A 19435-nucleotide genomic window follows, 5' to 3' on the forward strand; every position below is an offset into this window, starting at 1 on the left:
GGTGGCCACCCCCTCCCGACCAGTGCCCGTCAGAAGGAGATCGCCATCTTCGCCCGCCCCACCCCGCCCCCACTGCCCGAACTCAGCAAGCTCGCCTCAGACGGCTCGCTGCCCGGTATCCTCCGGCAACTCTCCAGCCTCGGCGGCTGCACCCACCCGATCCGCCTGGACGGCCACCGCACCGAGTACGACATCGACACCACCACCGGCGAGATCGGCCGCATCCTCCAGCACCTCGACTCCACCACCCTCCCGGCCGGCCAACTCCTCGTCCGATGCAACAACCGCCGCACCACCCGCTGCCCGGCCTGCGCCGAGGTCTACCGCCGCGACACGTTCCAACTGATCACCGCTGGTCTCCGGGGTGGCAAGGGCATCCCCGAACAGGTCGCCGCCCACCCCCGCGTCTTCGCCACCTTCACCGCCCCCAGCTTCGGCCCTGTCCACAACCGCCCGTCCACCGGCCGCCCCTGCCGCTGCGGCACCCACCACGCCCAAGACGACGAGACACTCGGCACCCCGCTCAACCCGGACACCTACGACTACGCGGCGGCCGTCCTCTGGAACGCCCACGCCGGGCTCCTCTGGCGGCGCTTCTCCATCCACCTGCGCCGGGAGGTCGCCAAGCGCGCGGGCCTCTCACAACGGCATCTCCGCGACCACGCCCGCGTCTCCTTCGCCAAGGTCGCCGAGTACCAAAAGCGCGGAGCTGTCCACTTTCACGCCGTGATCCGCCTCGACGGACCGTCCGGCGGAGACACCCCGCCCCCGCCCTGGGCCACCGCCGAGCTGCTCACTGACGCCATCAGCGCCGCCGCCTCCAGGGTCCGGGTCGACGGCCCGACCATCGACAACCGCGCGCACGCCTTCACCTTCGGCCGCCAACTCGACGTCCGCACCATCCGATCCGCCGACTTCAACGACGGCCAGGAGCTGACCGAACGCGCAGTAGCGGCGTACATCGCCAAGTACGCCACCAAGGGCGCCGAGACAGCCACGGGAGCTCTCGACCGCCCCCTGAAGTTCGCCGCCGAACTCGCCCAGCTCGACATCAGCGACCACGCCCGCCGCCTCATCCGAACTGCATGGACCCTCGGCGCACGCAAGGACCTCGAACACCTCCGGCTGCGGGCCTGGGCGCACATGCTCGGCTTCCGCGGCCACTTCTCCACCAAGTCGCGCCGCTACTCCACCACCCTCGGCGCCCTCCGCGACGCCCGCGCCGAATGGCGCCGAGCGCAAGCCGCAGCGACCACACCCGACACCGGGCCGGAGACGACGTACGTCCTCGCGCACTGGGTCTTCGCCGGCACCGGCCTCTCGGACGCTGAAGCCTGGTTGGCCGCATCCATCGACCCCGCCCCCGGAACGGAAGGAGAACCAACCCGTGGCTGACCGCTACCTCACCGTGGCGCAGGTGGCCGAACTCCTCGGCACCACAGAGCGTTTCCCGCGCCGCCTGATCGCCGAGCGACGCATCACGTTCGTCAAGGTCGGCCGACACGTACGGGTACCGGAGAGCGCGCTGAGCGCCTTCATCGACGCACACACGGTGCAGCCGATCGGCCACCGGCGCGGCGCGCTGCGGAGGGTCGCCTGATGGCCAACAAGAAGGGGCAGCGCAGGGCGTTCGGGTCGGTCCGTCAGCTCCCGTCGGGCCGCTGGCAGGTCCGTTACCGCGACCCTGAGACTGGGCAACTCCGCCCGGCCGAAAAGACCTACCCGACGAAGACTGAAGCGCAAATTGCTCTGGCCCAGATCGAGGCGGACATCACGCGTGGCCAGTGGTCGGACCCGGACGCCGGGACGGTCAACTTCGCGGACTACGCGACCGCATGGCTGCGGGATCGGAAGCTCGCCGACCGTACCCGTGAGCGGTCCGAGTCCGTCGTGCGGCTGCACATCCTTCCCACCTTCGGCGCCGGAACCATCGCCGACGTGTCGACTGCCCGCGTGCGGGGCTGGCGTGGCAAGCTCCTCGCCGCCGAGGTCGGTGAACCGACGGTGGTCAAGGCGTATCAACTGCTACGGGCCCTGATGAACACGGCCGTGGACGACGAACTGATCCGGCGCAACCCGTGCCGCATCAAGGGCGCCGACCGGTACGACGTGCCTGAGCGCCCGGTCCTCACGGTCGCAGAGGTCTTCGCCGTCGCCGACTCCATCGCCTCGCGCTATCGGCTGCTCATCCTTCTGGCCGCGTTCACCACTCTGCGGTTCGGCGAACTCGCCGCCCTCCGTCGCCGAGACATCGACCTGGAGGGCCTGACCGTCAGCGTCCGCCGGTCTCAGGCCGAGTTGCAGGACGGTCGCCTCTTCGACAAGGCGCCGAAGTCTGCTGCTGGCATCCGCGCCATCTCCTTCCCTGCCGAGCTGCTCGACGACGTCACAAGCCACCTGGAACAGTTCGCCGCGCCCGGCCGCGACGGACACGTCTTCGTCGGCCCACGGGGCGGCCAGCTCCGGCGGAGCAACTTCCGCGACGACTGGATCACGGCCAGAGCTGCGGCGGGCGTCTCCGCAGAGCTGCATTTTCACGATCTCCGCCACACCGGAAACACCCTGGCCTCGACCGCCGGCGCCAGCACCCGTGAGCTGATGACCCGCATGGGCCACAGCAGCTCGCGTGCCGCGCTGATCTATCAGCACATGACCAGCGACCGTGACCGGGCCATCGCCGACCGCCTCGGAGCGATGATCCGTGAGGGTGGGGGAGAGGCTGCCCCGGACTAGGAATCCGGCCTCCACATGGCCGTAGTGGCACGCGTGTGGCACGCCTCGAACACGACGAAGGGCCAGCTTGGGAGGAAACCCCTCCTGAGCTGGCCCTTTTCCTGTGCCCCCGGCAGGATTCGAACCTGCGACACCCGCTTTAGGAGAGCGGTGCTCTATCCCCTGAGCTACGAAGGCGGGGGCTTGTAGAAAACCTTGTTGAAAATCCAGGGCGTGGATCTTCGACGAGGGACACAAGCCCGCTGGCCAGACGTGGTGCAACGCTCTCCGCAGGGGCATCCGAGCAGACAGCGCCACGTGCCAACAGCTGACCAGGGACAGCGTAGCGGATGACGCGCCAGTGAGGGCGCTCGCTATGGGGGCAGGAGAGCGGGGCGGTGGGTTGGAGTGCCTCTGACCTGCTGCTCCTGTGACTCGCGGCGCGTGATGGGTGGACGTTGGGGGCGCCAGAACCGAGGGTGGTTGGACCGTTCTGCTTCCTGTGTCGGCTCGTTCGGACGCTTGCCGCCATCTTGAGGGCGCCCGGCATGGTGATGGATCCTGCCGGCGAGTTCATGCGGAGCGGGATCAGCAGCTCGGCATGTCCTCCCAGGGAGTGGCGACGATCAACACATCGCTCTCCCATGTGGTCGTAGCGTCGATGGAGCCGCGCACGTCTCCGTCGATGGCCGCTGCGGTGGAGGCGGCCCGGGCGGCGTTCCGTGAGCCGATGATGACCTGTTGGCCCGCACCGGCGAGCCGGTGGGTGAGGCCGCGCCCCTGTGGGCCGGTTCCGGCGAGGATGCCGACGACAAGGCCCGACACACCGGGGAGGCGATGGGGGTCGTTTCGAGTGGCGTCATCGGGAGTGCAGGGGCGGGCGCCGACGGCTTCGTCGAGAGTGGTCATGCCGCGAGGTGCGGGATATCGGTCGGCGCCGTCAGGCGGTCAGGGACGCCACGCGGCGCATCACCTCGCGGCAGAACGCGCCCACTCCGTTCGGGTCGTCGGTGAACTGCGAGGGCTTGACGCAGAAGGTGGTGAAGCCCTGGTCCATCTGTTCGGGGATGGGTTCAAGGGCCTGTGCGAGGTCGGCGCAGGAGTTGTCGTCGGGGAACACGGCGCGCGTGCTGCCGATCATCTCCAGGTCGGAGATGTCGCGGCCTGCGGCGGCCATCGCGGTCTTCAGCCTCTGCATGTCCTCGGGCTTCACCTTGCCCAGCGGATTGAAGGCGTGGCCGTACCGGACGATCCTGCGGACCATCGCGTCGTGCATGCCCGCGCCACCGAAGCACAGTCGGGGGCCGTCCGGGCGGTGTGCCTTGGGCTCGAAGTAGACGTCCTGGAAGGTGTAGTACTCGCTCTCGTGAGACACGGGCGAGGGGCCCCAGAGCTTCGCCCAGATCTCCAGATGATCGTCGAGGAGCTTGCCACGCCGGGAGAACGGGACGCCGAGTGCCGCGTACTCGTCGCGGCTCCAGCTGACGTTGGGCAGCACGATCAGCCGGCCCTCGGAGAGAAGGTCGAGGGTGCCGAGCTCGCGGGCCATGAGCAGGGGATGCCGCAGGGGAGCGATGACCGCCGACGCGGCGAGACGCAGGCGATCGGTGACAGCGGCGATCGCGCTGAGCAGCATGAGCGAGTTGGGCCATGGGGTGTGGGGGTCCTGGTTGCCGGGCAGGGCGTAGTCGCGGGGGTTGCCCATCACGCCGCCTGCTCCGGCGTCGGGGCCGAGCACGATGTGTTCGCTGATCATGACGGAGTCGAATCCGGCGTCCTCGGCCTCGCGGGCCCAGCGGATCACGGTCGGCAGGTCCGCGCGGCCTCCGGTCATGGTCCAGTTCTCGCTCAGCACCAACTGCATGCGGGGGGTGGTCATCGTGGCGATCCTCGGGCCGAGTGTGGTTGAGGGCAGACGTGAGGGGCGGCCGCTGGTTCGAATCGGGGCGCCCCGGCGGGCGCAGCCGTCCGGACGGCTGCGGCAGGCGGTCGCGCTCAGGCGAGGGTGACCTCGACCGGCAGCTTCTTGATGCCGTTGACGAAGTTGGAGCGCACGCGCGGGACTTCGCCCGTCAGACGGATGTCCGCGATCCTCGGGATGAGCTCCTCGAACATGATGCGGATCTCGGTGCGGGCCAGCAGGTTGCCGAGGCACAGATGCGGGCTGCCCTTGCCGAAGGTGACGTGGTCGTTGTCGGCGCGGGTGACGTCGAAGTCGTACGGGTTGCCGAAGGCCGCCTCGTCGCGGTTGCCGGAGGCGTACCACATCACGACCTTGTCGCCCTCCCGGATCCGCTTGCCGCCGAGTTCGACGTCCCGGGTCGCGGTGCGGCGGAAGTGGTAGACGGGCGAGGCCCAGCGCAGGAACTCCTCGACCGCGACCGGGATCAGCGACGGGTCCTCCTGGAGGCGGGCCAGTTGCTCCGGGTGCTGGAGGAGGGCCAGCATGGAGTGGGTGATGGTGTGGCGGGTGGTCTCGTTGCCGGCCACGACGAGGAGCAGGAAGTAGTTGTCGAAGTCCTGCGGCGAGAGGGGCACACCGTCCTTCGGGGTCGTGTTCACCAGCCTGGACACCAGGTCCGTGCCGTCGCCGCCGCGCCGCTGCCGGGCCAGTTCGCGGCCGTACTCGAAGACCTCCAGCGAGGCGGGCGAGCGGAAGGGCAGGTGCCGGTACTGCTCGCTCTCCTCGCTGTCCAGCAGGACATCGGCGTAGTCGGGGTCGGTGTTGCCGATGATGCGGTTGCCCCAGTCGATGAGCTGCTGGTTGTCCTCCGGCGGCACGTCGAGGAGGCGGGCGAGGACGTTGATGGGGAAGTCGGCGGAGACCTCCTTGACGAAGTCGAAGGTCCCCTTGGCGAGGGCCGCGTCCAGCGTGGTGGCGGTCAAGCCGCGCAGGAAGTCGGTGTAGCTGCTGATGACGCTCGCGCCGAACTGGCGCTGGAGCAGGCTGCGCATGGCGCGGTGGCGGACGCCGTCCAGTTCCAGGATGGAGGCACGCGTCTTGATCTGGTCCTCGTCGACCTCTTCGAGGTTCACGAACTTCATCGAGGTGAAGGTCTCGGCGTCGCGGTCGACGCGGGCGATGTCGGAGTGCCGGGTCACCGCCCAGAAGCCGGAGTTGGGGGCGTCCTCGGGCTGCCAGTGCACCGGGTCCTCGTGGCGCAGGGTGTGGAACATGCGCCACGGGGTGATCCCGTCGGTGAAGTTGTCCAGGTCGGCGAGGTTGACATCCGCCAGCGGCATCGGTTCGTCCACGGCGGCGGTCGGGGTCTCGGTCGTCATCGGATGGCTCCCAGTCGTCACAGGTGGTAGGCGTACTCGGTGAACTCCCAGTCGGTGACGTGCCGGTGGAAGCGTTCGGTCTCGTTGCGCTTGTAGGAGAGGAAGGACGCGGTGAAGTCCTTGCCGAGGACGTCGGTCAGTTCCGTGTCCGCCTCCAGGGCGTCCAGCGCGGCCGGCAGACTCATGGGCAGCACGGCTGCCCTGGCGGTGTCGTAGCCGTACCCCTCCAGTGGGGCGGGGGGCTCCTCGCCGGCCAGTACCCCGAGCAGCGCGGCGGCGATCGTGCCGGCGATCAGCAGATAGGGGTTGGCGCTGGCGTCACCGAGGCGCAGTTCGAACCGGGCGCCGGAGCCGCGCTCGGGCGGGATGCGGACCATGGCGCTGCGGTTGTCCAGGCCCCAGTCGATGAGCCAGGGGGCGAGGGTGTCCGGGCCGAAACGCTTGTAGGAGTTCACGGTCGGGTTGGCCAGCGCGGCCAGGGCCGGGGCGTGGGCGAGGATGCCGGCGACGGCGTGGCGGGCGGTGGCGGACAGCCCATACGGCCCGGCGGGATCGTCGAAGGCGTTGCCGCCCTCGTCGTTGTTGCAGGACAGGTGGAGGTGGAACCCGGAGCCTCCGGCGTCGTTGAACGGCTTGGCCATGAAGGTGGCGAGCTTTCCCTCCTTCCGGGCCAGCTCCTTGATCGCGGACTTGAAGAAGAAGGCGCGGTCCGCGGCGGACAGGGCCTCGGAGTGGGTGAGGTTGATCTCGAACTGGCCGCCGTCGAACTCGTGGTTGCCGCTGGTCGCGCCGATGTTCATGTCCCGCAGCAGGCGCAACGTGCGCAGCAGGTGGTTGTCGCCGTCGGCGCGCAGACCGGCTGTGTAGACGACTCCGGCGGCACCGGAGTAGCGCTTCCAGCCGCTCGGGGAGGCAGGGTCCTCGTCGCAGAGGAAGTACTCGAGTTCGGGGCCGACCACCGGACGCAGGCCGTGTTCGGCGCACCGGTCGAGGACGGTGCGCAGCAGATCGCGGGGTGACTCGGGCGCGGTCATGCCGGTGGCCGGGTCGGTGACATCGGCGAGGCAGGCGGCGACCCCGGGTTCCCAGGGGAGGGGGACCATGCTGTCCAGGTCGGGGCGCACGGTGATGTCGGGCAGACCGGCGTCCAGACCTCCGGAGACGGGGACCACGTCGCCTTGGGGGCTGGTGTGGTAGACGGCCCGGCAGAAGGCCAGGCCGTGGTCGCAGGCCGACGGCAGGTGGTCCAGCAGGACGTCGCGTGCGCGGTCGGTGCCGATGAGATCGGGATAGGTCACGCGCACCACGTCGATGCCCTCGGCGGCGAGCCGCTGCATGTGCTGACGGACGCTGGGGGTTGGAGCTGCGCTCACCGATGTCTCCTCGGGCGCTTGGGGTGGGGTGGCGGGGGAGTCGGAGGCCGGTGCGGCTGACAGCACACGGTCGACTTGTTTGATGCCAAACGGTATGGGGAGTGCCGGCACCCCGCAAGAGGGGGCTGAAAAAAATTATCCGCACGGATAGGTATTGACCAGGGGTGGGCGGCTTTCTATGTTGTTTGAAGCCAAATGAGTAAGGGTCCGGTCAGTCGTGCCGGGCCCTTGGCCGGGGCCCGGCACGACAGCGGCCGGGCCCCTCTTCCCGCCCTCGCCCCCGCCCCGACGCCCTCACATTCAGGAGGACCGGCCATGAAGGTCGTCGTCGACATGAACAAGTGCCAGGACCACGGTCAGTGCGTCTTCGCCGCCCCCGATGTCTTCTCCATGGACGACAGCGGCCACCTGGCCTATGTGTCCGACCCCGACGACGCGCTGCGTGACGAGGTCGAGGAAGCCGCCGACGTGTGTCCGCTCCAGGCCATCCGTATCGAGGACTGATCATGAGCGCACGCATTGTCGTGGCCGGCGCCTCCATGGCCGGCCTGCGCGCCGCCGAGCAGCTGCGGGCCGCCGGCTGGACCGGAGCCATCACGCTCGTCGGTGACGAGCCGCACATGCCCTACAACCGGCCGCCCCTGTCGAAGGAGGTCCTGGCCGGCAAGGCCCCCTTCGAGTCCCTCGCCTTCCGCCCGCGAGCGAGCGTGGCCGACGCGGAGTGGCGACTGGGTACCCGGGTCGTCGCCGCGCGGTTCGCGGAGAACGTCGTCGAGTTCGACGACGGCGAGGCGCTCTCGTACGACGGTCTGGTCGTCGCCACCGGAATGCGGCCCCGCCGCCTGCGCTGTCCCGGCCCGCTCGCCGGCCGGCACACGGTCCGCACCATCGATGACGCGCAGGGCCTGCGGGAAGCCCTCACCAGGCCCGGAGCCCGCGTGGTCGTCGTCGGAGGTGGCTTCATCGGCTGCGAGGTCGCGGCCACAGCCCTCACTCTGGGCGCCCGTGAGGTGACCGTCGTCGATCCGCTGCCCCTGCCGATGGTCGGTCCCCTCGGCGAACTGCTCGCCAGGGCCCTGCTCAGGCGCCACGAGGAACGCGGCGTGCGCTTCGCGCTCGGCACGGGCGTGACGGGCTTCACCGGCGACGACCACGTCACCGGCGTCGCTCTCGCCGACGGCACCGTCCTGCCCGCCGACGTGGTGGTCGAGTCGGTCGGCTCGGTCGCCAACACGGAGTGGCTGGACGGCAACGGCCTCGATCTGAGCGACGGCGTGCTCACCGACGAGCACCTGCGCGTCGGCGGGCGGTCCGACGTGGTGGCCGTCGGTGACGTCGCCCGCTTCCCCAACGCCCGCTACGACGGTCTCCCGCGCCGGGTGGAGCACTGGTGCATCCCCACGGACACCGCCAAGCACGCCGCGAAGACCCTCGTCGCCCAGCTGACCGGTACCGACCACGACCTTTCCCCGTTCGCGCCGCTGCCCACCTTCTGGAGCGACCAGCACGACTTCCGACTGCAGTCCTTCGGGGCACCGGTACTCGGCAAGGAAGACGTGCGCGTACTCGAAGGCGACCTCGACGGTGACGTCGTCGTCGGCTACCACGCCGCCGGCCGGCTGGCCGGTGTCGTCGCCCTCGGCGGCCAGGCCGCGGCGGCCGCCGCCTCCCGATACCGCGCCGAACTGCTCAAGCAGCCCGCCCTCACCGCCTAAGGACCTCGCTGATCATGACCACCGTTCGTGGATTCTTCTTTCCCAAGACGGCGAGCGGAGCCTCGTCGCTGATCCCCTCACCGCCCTGGCGCTACTCCGGGGACCTGCTCACCGTCGAGTACCGCACCGACCCGGCACGCGTGCGCGAGCTGCTTCCCGAGCCCCTGGAACTCGCCGACGAGGACCCCGGAGCGGTGGCGCTGATCTGGGCCGACTGGCAGTCCTGCTCGGCGTCCGGCGAGGAACTGCTCGATCCCGTGCTCTCCCAGTACAAGGAGGCCTTCGCGGTCGTCCGCTGCAAGTACCGGGGACAGACCTACTCGCGCTGCGTCTACATCTGGGTCGACAAGGACTTCGCCATCGCCCGCGGGCTGCACCAGGGCTACCCGAAGAAGCTCGGCTCGATCCACCAGACCCGCCCGCACCCGTACGGTCCCGCTCCGCGCATCGAGGCGGGGGCCCGTTTCGGCGCCACGCTCGCCGCCGCCGACCGGCGCCTCGCCCACACCGTGGTCACCCTGCGCGAGCCGTCGGAGACGAACGGCTTCGTCAACGCCCACCCGATGGCCCACCACCGCTGGCTGCCCTCCATCGAGAAGGGCAAGGGCCTGGCCCTGGACGAGCTGATCGAGTCGGGCGCCGCGTCCTTCGAGGCGGGACAGGCCTGGCGCGGCGACGCCGAGCTGGAACTGTTCGAGGCACCCACCGAAGAGCTGGCCCGCCTGGAGATCCGCGAGCCGATCGCCGCCTACTACCGCCAGGTCGGCGTCGTCTGGGACGGCGGGCGACTGCTGGAATCCGGCACCTCCGGCGCCGAGTAGACCCCCACCACCTCGCGAGACCGGAGGAACAGAGCATGAGCGAACACACCATCACCGTGGCCGGAGTCGCCGTCGACGCCCGGCACTGGATCGGCGGCGAGCGCGTCGCCTCGACACAGACGTTCCCGGACCTCTCGCCCATCGACGGCCACACGATCGGCGAGATCTCCCGGGGCACGGCCATGGAGGCGGCCGCCGCCGTGGCCGCCGCGAAGGCCGCGTTCCCCGCCTGGGCCGCCACCTCCCGCGCGGAACGCGCCCGCATCCTGCACGCGATCGCCGACGGGGTCGAGAAGCGGATCGAAGAGTTCGCCATCGTCGAGACCACCGACAACGGAGCCCTTCTGCGCTCCCACCGGCGCGGGGTGATGCCGCGTGTGGCGCACAACTTCCGCTTCTTCGCCGACTGGCTGCTCCAGCTGGACCACGAGGACTTCGACACCCGCGGTCACACCAACCACGTCAGCTGGGACCCGGCCGGCCCCTGCGTTCTGATCACCCCGTGGAACGCCCCGCTCATGCTGGCCACCTGGAAGGTCGCCCCCGCTCTCGCCGCCGGGAACACGGTCGTCCTCAAGCCCGCCGAGTGGTCACCGCTGACGGCCTCCCTGCTCGCCGACATCGCCGCCGAGGCCGGGCTCCCGGCAGGTGTCCTCAACGTCGTCCAGGGTTACGGCTCCGAGATCGGCGACGCGCTGACCTCGCATCCGGACGTGCGCCGCATCAGCTTCACCGGCTCGGTCCCCACGGCCCGGCGGATCGCCGCGTCGGCTGCCGGGCACCTCACGCCCCTGAGCCTCGAACTGGGGGGCAAGTCGCCGCTGCTGGTGTTCGCGGACGGGGACCTGGACCTCGCCGTCGACCTGGCGGTGGAGCAGTACGACAACGCGGGCCAGGTGTGCCTGGCCGGCACCCGGCTGCTGGTCGAGGGGTCGGTCGCGGACGAGTTCACGCGCCGCTTCGTCGAGAAGGCGAGCGCGCTGAAGCAGGGTGATCCGCGGGACGAGGCCACCGACATCGGGCCCAGCATCCACCCCCGCCAGCTGGAGAAGATCGACGGGTTCGTGCAGCGGGCGCTCGCCGCCGGGGCCCGTGCGGTGATCGGCGGCCACCGCAAGGGCGACCAGTACTACGCGCCGACCCTGCTCACCGACGTCGCCCAGGACTCGGAGATCGTGCAGGAGGAGGTCTTCGGACCGGTCCTCACCCTCCAGACCTTCACCGACGAGGACGAGGCCGTCCGGCTCGCCAACGGCACCCGGTTCGGACTGGCCGCCACCGTGGTCACCGGCGACCCGGAGCGCGCCGAGCGGGTCACCGCACGGCTGGTCGCGGGCACGGTGTGGGTCAACTGCTTCTTCGTCCGCGACCTCCAGGCCCCCTTCGGCGGCTCCCGCCAGTCCGGGGTGGGCCGCGAGGGCGGCACCTGGAGCTTCGACTTCTACTGCGACGTCAAGAACACCGTGACCGCCCCGAAGGGATGGAAGGACCATGGGTGAGATCGTCGGGGCGGGCCTGCTCGCCCATGTCCCCACCATCGTGCTGCCCGAGGAGACCCGGCTGGAGCTCAACGAGGGCAAGGAGATCACCCTCGTCACCGGCCTGCGCCAGCTCCGCAAGGACGTCTTCGAGAAGGACGACTACGACACCGTCGTCGTCCTCGACTCCCACTGGGCCACCACCGTCGAGTTCGTCGTCACCGCCCAGCACCGCCGCGCCGGCCTGTTCACCTCCGAGGAACTGCCGCGCGGGATGTGCCGGATGCCGTACGACTTCCCCGGCGACCCCGAACTCGCCCACAACATCGAGAAGTTCGCGGACAAGCACGGCACGTGGATCACCGCGATCGACGACGAGTACCTGCCGATCTACTACGCCACCATCAACCTGTGGAAGTTCCTCGGCGAGGGCCTGCCCGACAAGCGGTGGGTGACCATCGGGGTCTGCCAGACCGGCGACGTGGAGGACCACCTGCGGCTCGGCCGCGCCCTGGCGGACGGTATCGCCGCCACCCCGGGGCGGCGCGTGCTGCTGATCGCCTCCGGAGCCCTGTCGCACACCTTCTGGCCCCTGCGCGAACTGCGCGACCACGAGGCCGGCGACCCGGTGCACATCTTCACCCCCGAGGCCCGCGCGGCCGACCACGAGCGGATCGCCTGGTTCAAGGAGGGCCGCCACGACAAGGTCCTCGACACGATGGACGAGTTCTGGAAGTACAAGCCCGAGGCGAAGTTCTTCCACTACCTGATGATGGCCGGCGCCCTCGGCGAGCGCGCCTGCGTCGCCAGGGCCCGACAGTACGGCGAGTACGAGAACTCGATCGGCACCGGCCAGGTGCACCTCTGGTTCGACCGGCCCGCCGACGGCTGGACCGCATCCCGCACCCCCGTACAGGAGTCCTCCCATGCCTGAGTACCGCCGCATCCTGCTCGACGGCGCCGCCGTCCAGGTCACCGTCGACGGGGACGAACTGGTCGCCGGGGACGGCCGCCGCGTCAGGACCCAGGACGCACAGCACCTGCCTCCGGTGGTCCCGTCCAAGGTGGTCGCCGTCCACCTCAACCACCGCAGCCGGGTCGACGAGTTCGGGATCGAGCTGCCGGACACCCCCACGTACTTCCACAAGCCGACCTCGGCCCTCAACTCCCACCAGGGCGCGATCGTCCGCCCCGAGGGCTGCAAGTGGCTCAACTACGAGGGCGAGGTCGCCATCGTCATCGGGAAGACCGCGCGGAACATCTCCCCGGCCGAAGCGGGCGCGTACATCGCCGGCTACACCATCGCCAACGACTACGGGCTGCACGACTTCCGTGACACCGACGCCGGCTCCATGCTCCGGGTCAAGGGCTCCGACACCCTCTGCCCCCTCGGCCCCGGCCTGGTCACCGACTGGGACTTCCACGGCAAGAGCCTGCGCACCTACGTGAACGGCAAGGTCGTCCAGGACGGTACGACGGACGAGATGCAGTGGGACATGCACTACCTCGTCGCCGACATCGCCCGCACCATCACCCTCTACCCGGGCGACGTACTGCTGTCGGGCACACCGGCCAACTCCCGCCCCGTCCAGCCCGGTGACGTCGTCGAGGTCGAGGTCGAGGGCCTCGGACGGCTCACCAACCACATCGTCACCGGCCCCACCCCGATCCGCGGCGACGTCGGCGCCCAGCCCACCGAATCGGAGGAGGTGCTGTCCACCGCCCTCGGCGGCGACTGGGAGTTCCGCGGCATCCGCGCGCCGAAGCGCTGACGCCCCTGCGACCGTCTGCCGGCCCCGACATACGGGTATGGTCGCGTTCATGAGCGAATCCGCCGAGAAGCCACCCCCCCGGCCCCGCAAGCGCGTGGACTACGGGACCGGCCGTGAGGCTCTGCTCAACGCGGCCGTGCGCGTCGTGGCCCGCGGCGGGCTGCGCAAGCTCACCTACCGCGCCGTCGCGGAGGAGGCGGGTGTCACGCACGGGCTCGTGGTGCACCACTTCGGTTCGCGGGACGCGCTGATAGAGGCAGCTCTCGAACACGCGGTGCGCACCAGCGCGAGTACGAGTTCCCTGGAACCCGGCACGGGCGACATCGCGGACTTCGCGGCGGGACTGGCGGACATGGTCACCCGCGAGCCGGCCATGCAGACGTTCCAGTACGAGCTCATGCTCGAATCCCGGCGCAGGCCCGAGCTGCTGCCGCAGATCCGCGCGCTGTACGACGAGTACTTCCAGGCCACCGAGAGGGAGCTGTCCCGCAGCCTGCCCGAAGGCACCAGCCCTGCTCTGACCCGTCTCGTCTTCGCCGCCCTGGAGGGGCTCGTGCTGCACCAGCTGGTGCTCGACGAGCCGGACGTCACCGAGGCCGCGTTGAAGGAGCTGCGGTCGCTGCTGACCCGGCAGCCTGGGGGCGCAGAGTAGTCGCCTCCTCGCTGTCCCTGCCGTCACGGCAGGTCAGGACGAGCCCCCGTCGCATGGCGACGGGGGCTCGTCCGCTTCCGGCGGCGTAAAGAGTTGATTACGGGGTCGCGAAGTATTGACGAAATTATCCGAGTGGATAATTCTCGATCGGAGCGGGGCCCCGGCTGCCCCTCCATGTCTCCCCCCACTCCCAGCTCCCCCTCCGCCTCGCGCCCGATACGAGGAGTGCCACGCCATGACCGTCACCACCGCCGGACCCGCGTCCGCCACCGAGGACCTGCTGCCCTTCCGCGACCCCGGCTTCCGTGCGGACCCGTACCCGTACTACGCGCGGCTGCGGGAGGAGCACCCTGTCTACCGGCATCCGCTCGGCCTGTACGTCGTCTCCCGTTACGAGGACGTCGCCCGGCTGATCCGCAACCCCAGCCTGAGCGTGCAGCAGCTCGACTTCGGGCCGGCCGACCCGATCCACCACACCATGCTCGGCAAGGACGCGCCCGACCACACGCGGCTGCGGCGGATCACCAACCGCTGGTTCACGCCCAAGGCCGTCGAGGAGTGGTCCAAGGTGATGCGCGCCTCCGTGGGGGCCGTGCTCGACGAGGTCGAGAAGGGCGACGGCACCCTGGACGCGGCCGACGGCCTCTCCCTGAAGTGCACCTTCGAGACCACCTGCCACATCTTCGGCATCGAGCCGACCGACATGGACACCATCCAGCGCAAGACCTACGAGATCGGGCTGAGCCTCGGTCCCGGCGGCAACGACGAGGAGGCCCGCGCCACCACGGAGGCGTTCGCCTGGTTCACCGACCACATCCGCCGCCTCGTCGCCGACAAGCGAGCCCACCCCGGCGAGGGACTGATCGACGCCTTCATCACCGCGCAGGACGAGGGCAGGATGACCGAGGAAGAGGTCGTCTACACCATCTTCCTGTTCTTCGCCGTGGGTCACCTCGACGTCAAGCACCTGATCAACCATGGCATCTGGCTGATGACGCAGCGGCCCGAGCTGTTCGCCGCCTACCGGGACGAGCCGGAGGCGCGGCCGGGCGTCATCAACGAGATCCTGCGGATCGACACGCCCGAGTCGATGGTGGTGCGCCTGACCACGCAGGACACGGTCATCGGCGACACCACCGTGCCGGCCGGAGAGGCGCTGGCCCTGCTCATCGCCTCCGCCAACCGCGACGCCGAGGTCTTCGCCGACCCCGACACCTTCGACCACACCCGCCCCCTCGCCGCCAGCCAGCACCTGGCCTTCGGCTCCGGCATGCACGGCTGCGCCGGCCAGGTCCTGGCCCGCGCCGAGGCCGACATCGTCTTCAGCTCGATCGTCGACCGGTTCTCCGGTGTCGAGCTCGCGGGCGAGCCCGCCTACGCCCACACCGAGTTCCTGCGCACGATCACCCACCTCCCCGTCCGTTTTCGCTGATCCCCCATCTTCCCGAGAGACAGGAGCCGTCATGAAGGTCGAAGTCGACCTCAAGAAGTGCCAGGACCACGGCCAGTGCGTGTACGCGGCCCCCGACCTGTTCGCCCTGGACGAAGAGGGACGCCTGACCCTGCGGTCGCAGGCGACCGACGTCTACGTGGCCGCCGTGGACGAGGCGAGCGCCGAGGAGCTGTACGAGGCGGCGGAGGTGTGCCCGCTGCAGGCCGTCACGGTGCACGAGTAGACGGGAACAAGGCATGTCACCGATGGCGTCCGGGCCACCGGAGAACGATCCCGGCGACAGCGGGCTGAGCGTGGGCCCGCCCAAGGACTACGCGGCCGGCATCCCGGCCGTCGTCCAGTCGCTGCGGCACGGCGGTCGCCAGATGGGCGCCAAACGGACCCTGCTGACCCTGCTGAGCGTCAACCAGAAGGCCGGCTTCGACTGCCCCGGCTGCGCATGGCCGGAGGGCGATCACCGGCACGCCGCCGAGTTCTGCGAGAACGGCGCCAAGGCGGTGGCCGAGGAGGCCACGCTGCGCCGCGTCACCCCGGCCTTCTTCGCCGAGCACACCGTGGCGGAGCTGCTGGAGCGCAGCGACTACTGGCTGGGCCAGCAGGGCAGGCTCACCCACCCGATGTACCTCGCACCCGGGGCCCGGCACTACACACCGGTGAGCTGGGAGCGGGCCTACGACATCGTGGCGGAGGAGCTTGCCGGGCTGGAATCGCCGGACGAGGCGTCCTTCTACACCTCGGGCCGCACCAGCAACGAGGCGGCGTTCGTCTACCAGCTGTTCGTCCGCGCGCTGGGTACGAACAACCTGCCGGACTGCTCGAACATGTGCCATGAGTCCTCCGGCGTGGCGCTGGTCGAGACCATCGGGATCGGCAAGGGCAGCGTCTCCCTCGACGACCTGCACCAGGCGGACCTGGTCCTCGTCGTGGGCCAGAACCCCGGTACGAACCATCCGCGCATGCTCTCCGCCCTGGAGCGGACGAAGCGGGGCGGCGGCCACGTCGTGGCGGTGAACCCGCTGCCCGAGGCCGGCCTGATGCGCTTCAGGAACCCGCAGCGGCCCTCAGGGATGCTCGGTCGGGGCACAGCGCTGGCGGACGAGTTCGCGCAGATCCGTCTCGGCGGTGACCTCGCCCTGTTCCGGGCCCTGAACCGGCTTCTCCTGGAGGCCGAGGACCGGGCTCCGGGCACGGTGGTGGACCGTGTGTTCGTCGAGGAACACACGGATGGCTTCGATGAGTTCGCGGCCGACGTGCGCGCCACGTCCTGGGCGGACGTCCTTCAGGCCACGGGCCTGGAGCGCGAACAGATCGAGCGGATTCACGAGCGGGTGCTGAAGGCCCGGAAGATCGTGGTGTGCTGGGCGATGGGCCTGACCCAGCACAAGCACTCCGTACCGACGATCCGTGAGGTGGTCAATTTCCTCCTCCTCCGCGGCAACATCGGCCGCCCTGGCGCCGGGGTCTGCCCGGTGCGCGGCCACTCCAACGTCCAGGGCGACCGCACCATGGGCATCTACGAGAAGCCCGCGGACGACTTCCTGGACGCGCTGGAGAAGGAATTCGGTCTCGCCGTGCCCCGTCACCACGGGCTGGACGTCGTCGACACCATCCGCGCCATGCGGGACGGCAGGGTGAAGGTCTTCTTCGCCATGGGCGGCAACTTCGTCTCGGCCACCCCGGACACCGCCGTCACCGAGCAGGCCCTGCGCCGAACGGCCCTGACGGTGCAGGTCTCCACCAAGCTCAACCGCTCCCACCTGGTCACGGGCCGGAGGGCGCTGATCCTTCCCACGCTCGGCCGCACCGAGGCCGACCTGCGCGGCGGCGGACCGCAGTTCGTCACCGTCGAGGACTCGATGAGTTCGGTGCACGCCTCCCGGGGCACGCTGGCGCCGGCCTCGCCCGAACTGCGCTCGGAGACGGCGATCGTCTGCGAACTGGCCGAGCGGGTGTTCACCGCTCGCGGTGAGCCGGCACGCGTCCCCTGGCGGGCCATGGCGGAGAACTACGACCTGATCCGCGACCGCATCGCCCGGGTCGTCCCCGGCTTCGAGGACTTCAACCGGCGCGTACGCCATCCGGGTGGGTTCGTCCTGCCGCACGGGCCGCGGGACGACCGGCACTTCCCGACCGCGACAGGCAAGGCTCGCTTCACCGTCAATCCGATGACCGTCCTACGTGTGCCCGAGGGACGGCTCCTCCTGCAGACGATCCGCTCCCACGACCAGTACAACACCACCCTCTACGGACTCGACGACCGCTACCGCGGCATCCAGGGTGGACGCCGGGTGGTCTTCGTCCATCCCGACGACCTGGCTGCTCTGCAACTGGCGGACGCCGACCGGGTCGACCTGGTCGGCGAGTACCCCGACGGCGCCGAACGCGTGGCGCCCGACTTCCGGGTCGTGTCCTACCCGACCGCCCGCGGCTGCTGCGCCGCGTACTTCCCCGAGACCAACGTCCTGGTACCCCTGGACAGCACCGCCGACCTCAGCAACACCCCCACGTCGAAGTCGGTCGTCGTCCGGCTCGTAAGCCGGGACGCGGCCGACCGGCCCGCCGCCTGAGTCACGGTCCTGCAAAAACCTCCGCGTCCGCGGAAGGATCTTCCGCAACCCCTTGCCAAACGGATAGTTCCAGCCCACCATGAGGCAACTCGTTTGGCTCAAAACAAGCTCTCATCCCTCCCCGTCCCCGGCAGGTGCATTCGAGTGGACAGTCAGACCGCGATTTCCAGACAAACCGACCATGATGGCTCCGTGGCAGGCAAGCTCAAGCCCGATTCGCTCGGCGTCCTGGGCATCCTCTTCTTCGTCCTCTCCGCCCAGGCGCCGCTGACGGGCATCGCGGGGGCCGTGCCCATCGCCGTCGCCATCGGCAACGGCGCGGGCGCTCCCGCCGCCTACCTCGCGGCCGGCGTCGTCATCCTGCTCTTCTCCGTCGGATTCGTCGCCATGGGTCGCCATGTCGTGGACGCCGGAGCCTTCTACACCTACATCGGCAAGGGGCTCGGCCGCCCGACCGGTTCCGGCAGCGCCGCGGTCGCCCTCTTCGCCTACTGTGCCGTCCAGGCCGCCATGTACGGGCTGTACGGCGCCACGGTGAGCGGTCTGGTCGAGCACTACTCGGGCGTCCATGCGGCCTGGTGGGTCTGGGCGCTGGTCACCATGGTGATCGTGCAGGCCCTCGGCGCCTCGGGCATCGAGATGGGCGCCAAGATCCTCGCCGTCTTCGTCCTCGCGGAGTTCAGCATCCTGATCGCCTTCGCCCTCGTGACCTTCTTCAAGGGCGGCGGGCCCGAGGGCCTCGGCTTCACCGACAGCTTCTCGCCGTCCGCGGCGCTCCAGGGCGCTCCCGGTGTGGCGCTGATGTTCGCCGTGGCGTCGATGTTCGGCTTCGAGGCCACCGCCATCTACGGCGAGGAAGCCCGCGAACCCCGTAAGACCGTTCCCCGGGCCACCTACGTGTCGGTCGCGGTGATCACGGGCTTCTTCGCCTTCACCTCGTGGATGCTGGTCTCGGCACACGGCGCGTCCCAGGTGACGGGCGACGCGGGCAAGGCGCTGCAGAGCGGTGACGCGACAAGCTTCGTCTTCGCTCCGATCACTGCCCTGTTCGGCGGCTGGACGGGCGACGTGCTGCCGATCCTGCTGGCCACGTCCCTCTTCGCGGGCATCCTGGCCTTCCACAACTCCGCCAACCGCTATCTGTTCTCCCTCGGCCGCGAGGGCCTTCTGCCCCACGGCCTGACCGTGATCAACCGGCGCCACTCGCCCTGGGTCGCGGGCACGGCGCAGACCGGGATCTCCCTGCTGCTGGTCATGCCTTTCGCGATCTTCGGCAAGGACCCCGTGCTGACCCTCTTCTCCTGGTTCAGCGGAGTCGCCGTCCTCGGAATCATGCTGCTGTACTTCCTGACCTCGGTCTCGGTCGTCGTCTTCTTCCGCCGCTCGCGCGCCGACAACCGCCCCTGGAACACCCTGATCGCCCCTGTACTGGGCGCGCTCGGCATAGCCGGCGCCATCTGGCTCATCATCGCCAACTTCACGACGCTCATCGGCGGTGACCGGACGACGGCCATATGGCTCCAGGTCACCGTTCCGGCGGTGCTGGTCCTCGGCATCGTCGGCGCCCGGCTGACGCGGGCCCGGGCGGAGACCACCGGCTGAACACCGCC

At 69.8% G+C, this 19435-nt stretch carries 18 protein-coding genes and 1 tRNA gene; 14 read left to right on the plus strand and 5 right to left on the minus strand.

Features of this window, described 5'->3' with window-relative positions; translation table 11 throughout:
• The first annotated feature begins 108 nt into the window (after positions 1 to 108).
• The 3 genes from U5640_RS26315 to U5640_RS26325 are packed head-to-tail and all read left to right on the plus strand — an operon-like array spanning position 109 to position 2733.
• Entirely contained in the window at positions 109 to 1395 is a 1287-nt protein-coding gene (locus tag U5640_RS26315; protein ID WP_340385351.1) for a replication initiator, read from the plus strand.
• Positions 1388 to 1600, plus strand: a complete 213-nt coding sequence (locus tag U5640_RS26320) for an excisionase family DNA-binding protein (protein ID WP_340378202.1) — start codon at positions 1388 to 1390, stop codon at positions 1598 to 1600. Before U5640_RS26315 ends, U5640_RS26320 begins: the two co-directional genes overlap by 8 nt.
• The gene (locus tag U5640_RS26325) at positions 1600 to 2733 is read left to right on the plus strand and encodes a tyrosine-type recombinase/integrase (protein ID WP_340378203.1); all 1134 of its coding nucleotides are present in this window, start codon (positions 1600 to 1602) and stop codon (positions 2731 to 2733) included. The genes U5640_RS26320 and U5640_RS26325 overlap by 1 nt, the downstream gene beginning before the upstream one ends.
• A 104-nt stretch (positions 2734 to 2837) precedes the next feature.
• On the opposite strand, the gene U5640_RS26330 is transcribed toward U5640_RS26325, so the two are convergent.
• From U5640_RS26330 to U5640_RS26350, 5 genes are all read right to left on the minus strand, one after another.
• Positions 2838 to 2910: transfer RNA gene (locus U5640_RS26330), tRNA-Arg, on the minus strand.
• A 390-nt stretch (positions 2911 to 3300) separates the two neighbouring features.
• Positions 3301 to 3621 (minus strand): NAD(P)-binding domain-containing protein, encoded by a 321-nt coding sequence (locus U5640_RS26335; RefSeq protein ID WP_340378204.1) that lies wholly within the window; start codon positions 3619 to 3621, stop codon positions 3301 to 3303.
• 31 nt (positions 3622 to 3652) lie between these two features.
• Positions 3653 to 4591, minus strand: a complete 939-nt coding sequence (locus tag U5640_RS26340) for a TIGR03619 family F420-dependent LLM class oxidoreductase (protein WP_340378205.1) — start codon at positions 4589 to 4591, stop codon at positions 3653 to 3655.
• Positions 4592 to 4707: 116 nt separating this feature from the next.
• Positions 4708 to 5994 carry a cytochrome P450 gene (locus U5640_RS26345; RefSeq protein ID WP_340378206.1) on the minus strand — a complete coding sequence of 429 codons (1287 nt, stop codon included), beginning with the start codon at positions 5992 to 5994 and terminating at the stop codon, positions 4708 to 4710.
• 17 nt (positions 5995 to 6011) lie between these two features.
• On the minus strand, positions 6012 to 7367 hold the full coding sequence (locus U5640_RS26350; protein ID WP_340378207.1) for a glutamine synthetase family protein: 1356 nt from the start codon (positions 7365 to 7367) through the stop codon (positions 6012 to 6014).
• A gap of 315 nt (positions 7368 to 7682) precedes the next feature.
• Here U5640_RS26350 and U5640_RS26355 point away from each other — a divergent pair, with 315 nt between their 5' ends.
• The 11 genes from U5640_RS26355 (at position 7683) to U5640_RS26405 (ending at position 19427) form a co-directional block, all read left to right on the plus strand.
• Positions 7683 to 7871, plus strand: coding sequence for a ferredoxin (locus U5640_RS26355; protein ID WP_126396150.1), 189 nt, complete (start codon positions 7683 to 7685; stop codon positions 7869 to 7871).
• A 2-nt stretch (positions 7872 to 7873) separates the two neighbouring features.
• A complete protein-coding gene (locus U5640_RS26360; RefSeq protein ID WP_340378208.1) occupies positions 7874 to 9082 on the plus strand; it encodes an FAD/NAD(P)-binding oxidoreductase in 1209 nt (402 codons plus the stop codon).
• Positions 9083 to 9096: 14 nt separating this feature from the next.
• A complete protein-coding gene (locus tag U5640_RS26365; protein WP_340378209.1) occupies positions 9097 to 9903 on the plus strand; it encodes an acetoacetate decarboxylase family protein in 807 nt (268 codons plus the stop codon).
• A gap of 35 nt (positions 9904 to 9938) precedes the next feature.
• On the plus strand, positions 9939 to 11402 hold the full coding sequence (locus U5640_RS26370; RefSeq protein WP_340378210.1) for an aldehyde dehydrogenase: 1464 nt from the start codon (positions 9939 to 9941) through the stop codon (positions 11400 to 11402).
• Entirely contained in the window at positions 11395 to 12315 is a 921-nt protein-coding gene (locus tag U5640_RS26375) for a 3,4-dihydroxyphenylacetate 2,3-dioxygenase (RefSeq protein WP_340378211.1), read from the plus strand. Before U5640_RS26370 ends, U5640_RS26375 begins: the two co-directional genes overlap by 8 nt.
• Positions 12308 to 13153 (plus strand): fumarylacetoacetate hydrolase family protein, encoded by an 846-nt coding sequence (locus U5640_RS26380; RefSeq protein ID WP_340378212.1) that lies wholly within the window; start codon positions 12308 to 12310, stop codon positions 13151 to 13153. The genes U5640_RS26375 and U5640_RS26380 overlap by 8 nt, the downstream gene beginning before the upstream one ends.
• 49 nt (positions 13154 to 13202) lie before the next feature.
• The gene (locus U5640_RS26385) at positions 13203 to 13805 is read left to right on the plus strand and encodes a TetR family transcriptional regulator (protein ID WP_340378213.1); all 603 of its coding nucleotides are present in this window, start codon (positions 13203 to 13205) and stop codon (positions 13803 to 13805) included.
• 235 nt (positions 13806 to 14040) lie between these two features.
• Positions 14041 to 15237 (plus strand): cytochrome P450, encoded by a 1197-nt coding sequence (locus tag U5640_RS26390; RefSeq protein WP_340378214.1) that lies wholly within the window; start codon positions 14041 to 14043, stop codon positions 15235 to 15237.
• Positions 15238 to 15268: 31 nt separating this feature from the next.
• Complete coding sequence (locus U5640_RS26395; protein ID WP_340378215.1) at positions 15269 to 15481, plus strand: ferredoxin; 213 nt, start codon at positions 15269 to 15271, stop codon at positions 15479 to 15481.
• Positions 15482 to 15503: 22 nt separating this feature from the next.
• Positions 15504 to 17825: an FdhF/YdeP family oxidoreductase gene (locus U5640_RS26400; protein ID WP_340378216.1), complete on the plus strand. Its 2322-nt coding sequence runs from the start codon at positions 15504 to 15506 to the stop codon at positions 17823 to 17825.
• A 144-nt stretch (positions 17826 to 17969) separates the two neighbouring features.
• On the plus strand, positions 17970 to 19427 hold the full coding sequence (locus U5640_RS26405; protein WP_340378217.1) for an APC family permease: 1458 nt from the start codon (positions 17970 to 17972) through the stop codon (positions 19425 to 19427).
• The last annotated feature ends 8 nt before the right edge of the window (positions 19428 to 19435 follow it).

The sequence above is a fragment of the Streptomyces sp. SS7 genome, assembly GCF_037993025.1.
Lineage (GTDB): Bacteria > Actinomycetota > Actinomycetes > Streptomycetales > Streptomycetaceae > Streptomyces.

Bases quoted from the DNA above. Each gene is read 5' to 3' on its own strand.
- U5640_RS26365 (WP_340378209.1), top strand. From the start codon at position 9,097: ATGACCACCGTTCGTGGATTCTTCTTTCCCAAGACGGCGAGCGGAGCC.
- U5640_RS26400 (WP_340378216.1), top strand. From the start codon at position 15,504: ATGGCGTCCGGGCCACCGGAGAACGATCCCGGCGACAGCGGGCTGAGC.
- U5640_RS26340 (WP_340378205.1), bottom strand. From the start codon at position 4,591: ATGACCACCCCCCGCATGCAGTTGGTGCTGAGCGAGAACTGGACCATG.
- U5640_RS26335 (WP_340378204.1), bottom strand. From the start codon at position 3,621: ATGACCACTCTCGACGAAGCCGTCGGCGCCCGCCCCTGCACTCCCGAT.
- U5640_RS26370 (WP_340378210.1), top strand. From the start codon at position 9,939: ATGAGCGAACACACCATCACCGTGGCCGGAGTCGCCGTCGACGCCCGG.
- U5640_RS26390 (WP_340378214.1), top strand. From the start codon at position 14,041: ATGACCGTCACCACCGCCGGACCCGCGTCCGCCACCGAGGACCTGCTG.
- U5640_RS26360 (WP_340378208.1), top strand. From the start codon at position 7,874: ATGAGCGCACGCATTGTCGTGGCCGGCGCCTCCATGGCCGGCCTGCGC.
- U5640_RS26355 (WP_126396150.1), top strand. From the start codon at position 7,683: ATGAAGGTCGTCGTCGACATGAACAAGTGCCAGGACCACGGTCAGTGC.
- U5640_RS26380 (WP_340378212.1), top strand. From the start codon at position 12,308: ATGCCTGAGTACCGCCGCATCCTGCTCGACGGCGCCGCCGTCCAGGTC.
- U5640_RS26345 (WP_340378206.1), bottom strand. From the start codon at position 5,994: ATGACGACCGAGACCCCGACCGCCGCCGTGGACGAACCGATGCCGCTG.
- U5640_RS26375 (WP_340378211.1), top strand. From the start codon at position 11,395: ATGGGTGAGATCGTCGGGGCGGGCCTGCTCGCCCATGTCCCCACCATC.
- U5640_RS26395 (WP_340378215.1), top strand. From the start codon at position 15,269: ATGAAGGTCGAAGTCGACCTCAAGAAGTGCCAGGACCACGGCCAGTGC.
- U5640_RS26325 (WP_340378203.1), top strand. From the start codon at position 1,600: ATGGCCAACAAGAAGGGGCAGCGCAGGGCGTTCGGGTCGGTCCGTCAG.
- U5640_RS26385 (WP_340378213.1), top strand. From the start codon at position 13,203: ATGAGCGAATCCGCCGAGAAGCCACCCCCCCGGCCCCGCAAGCGCGTG.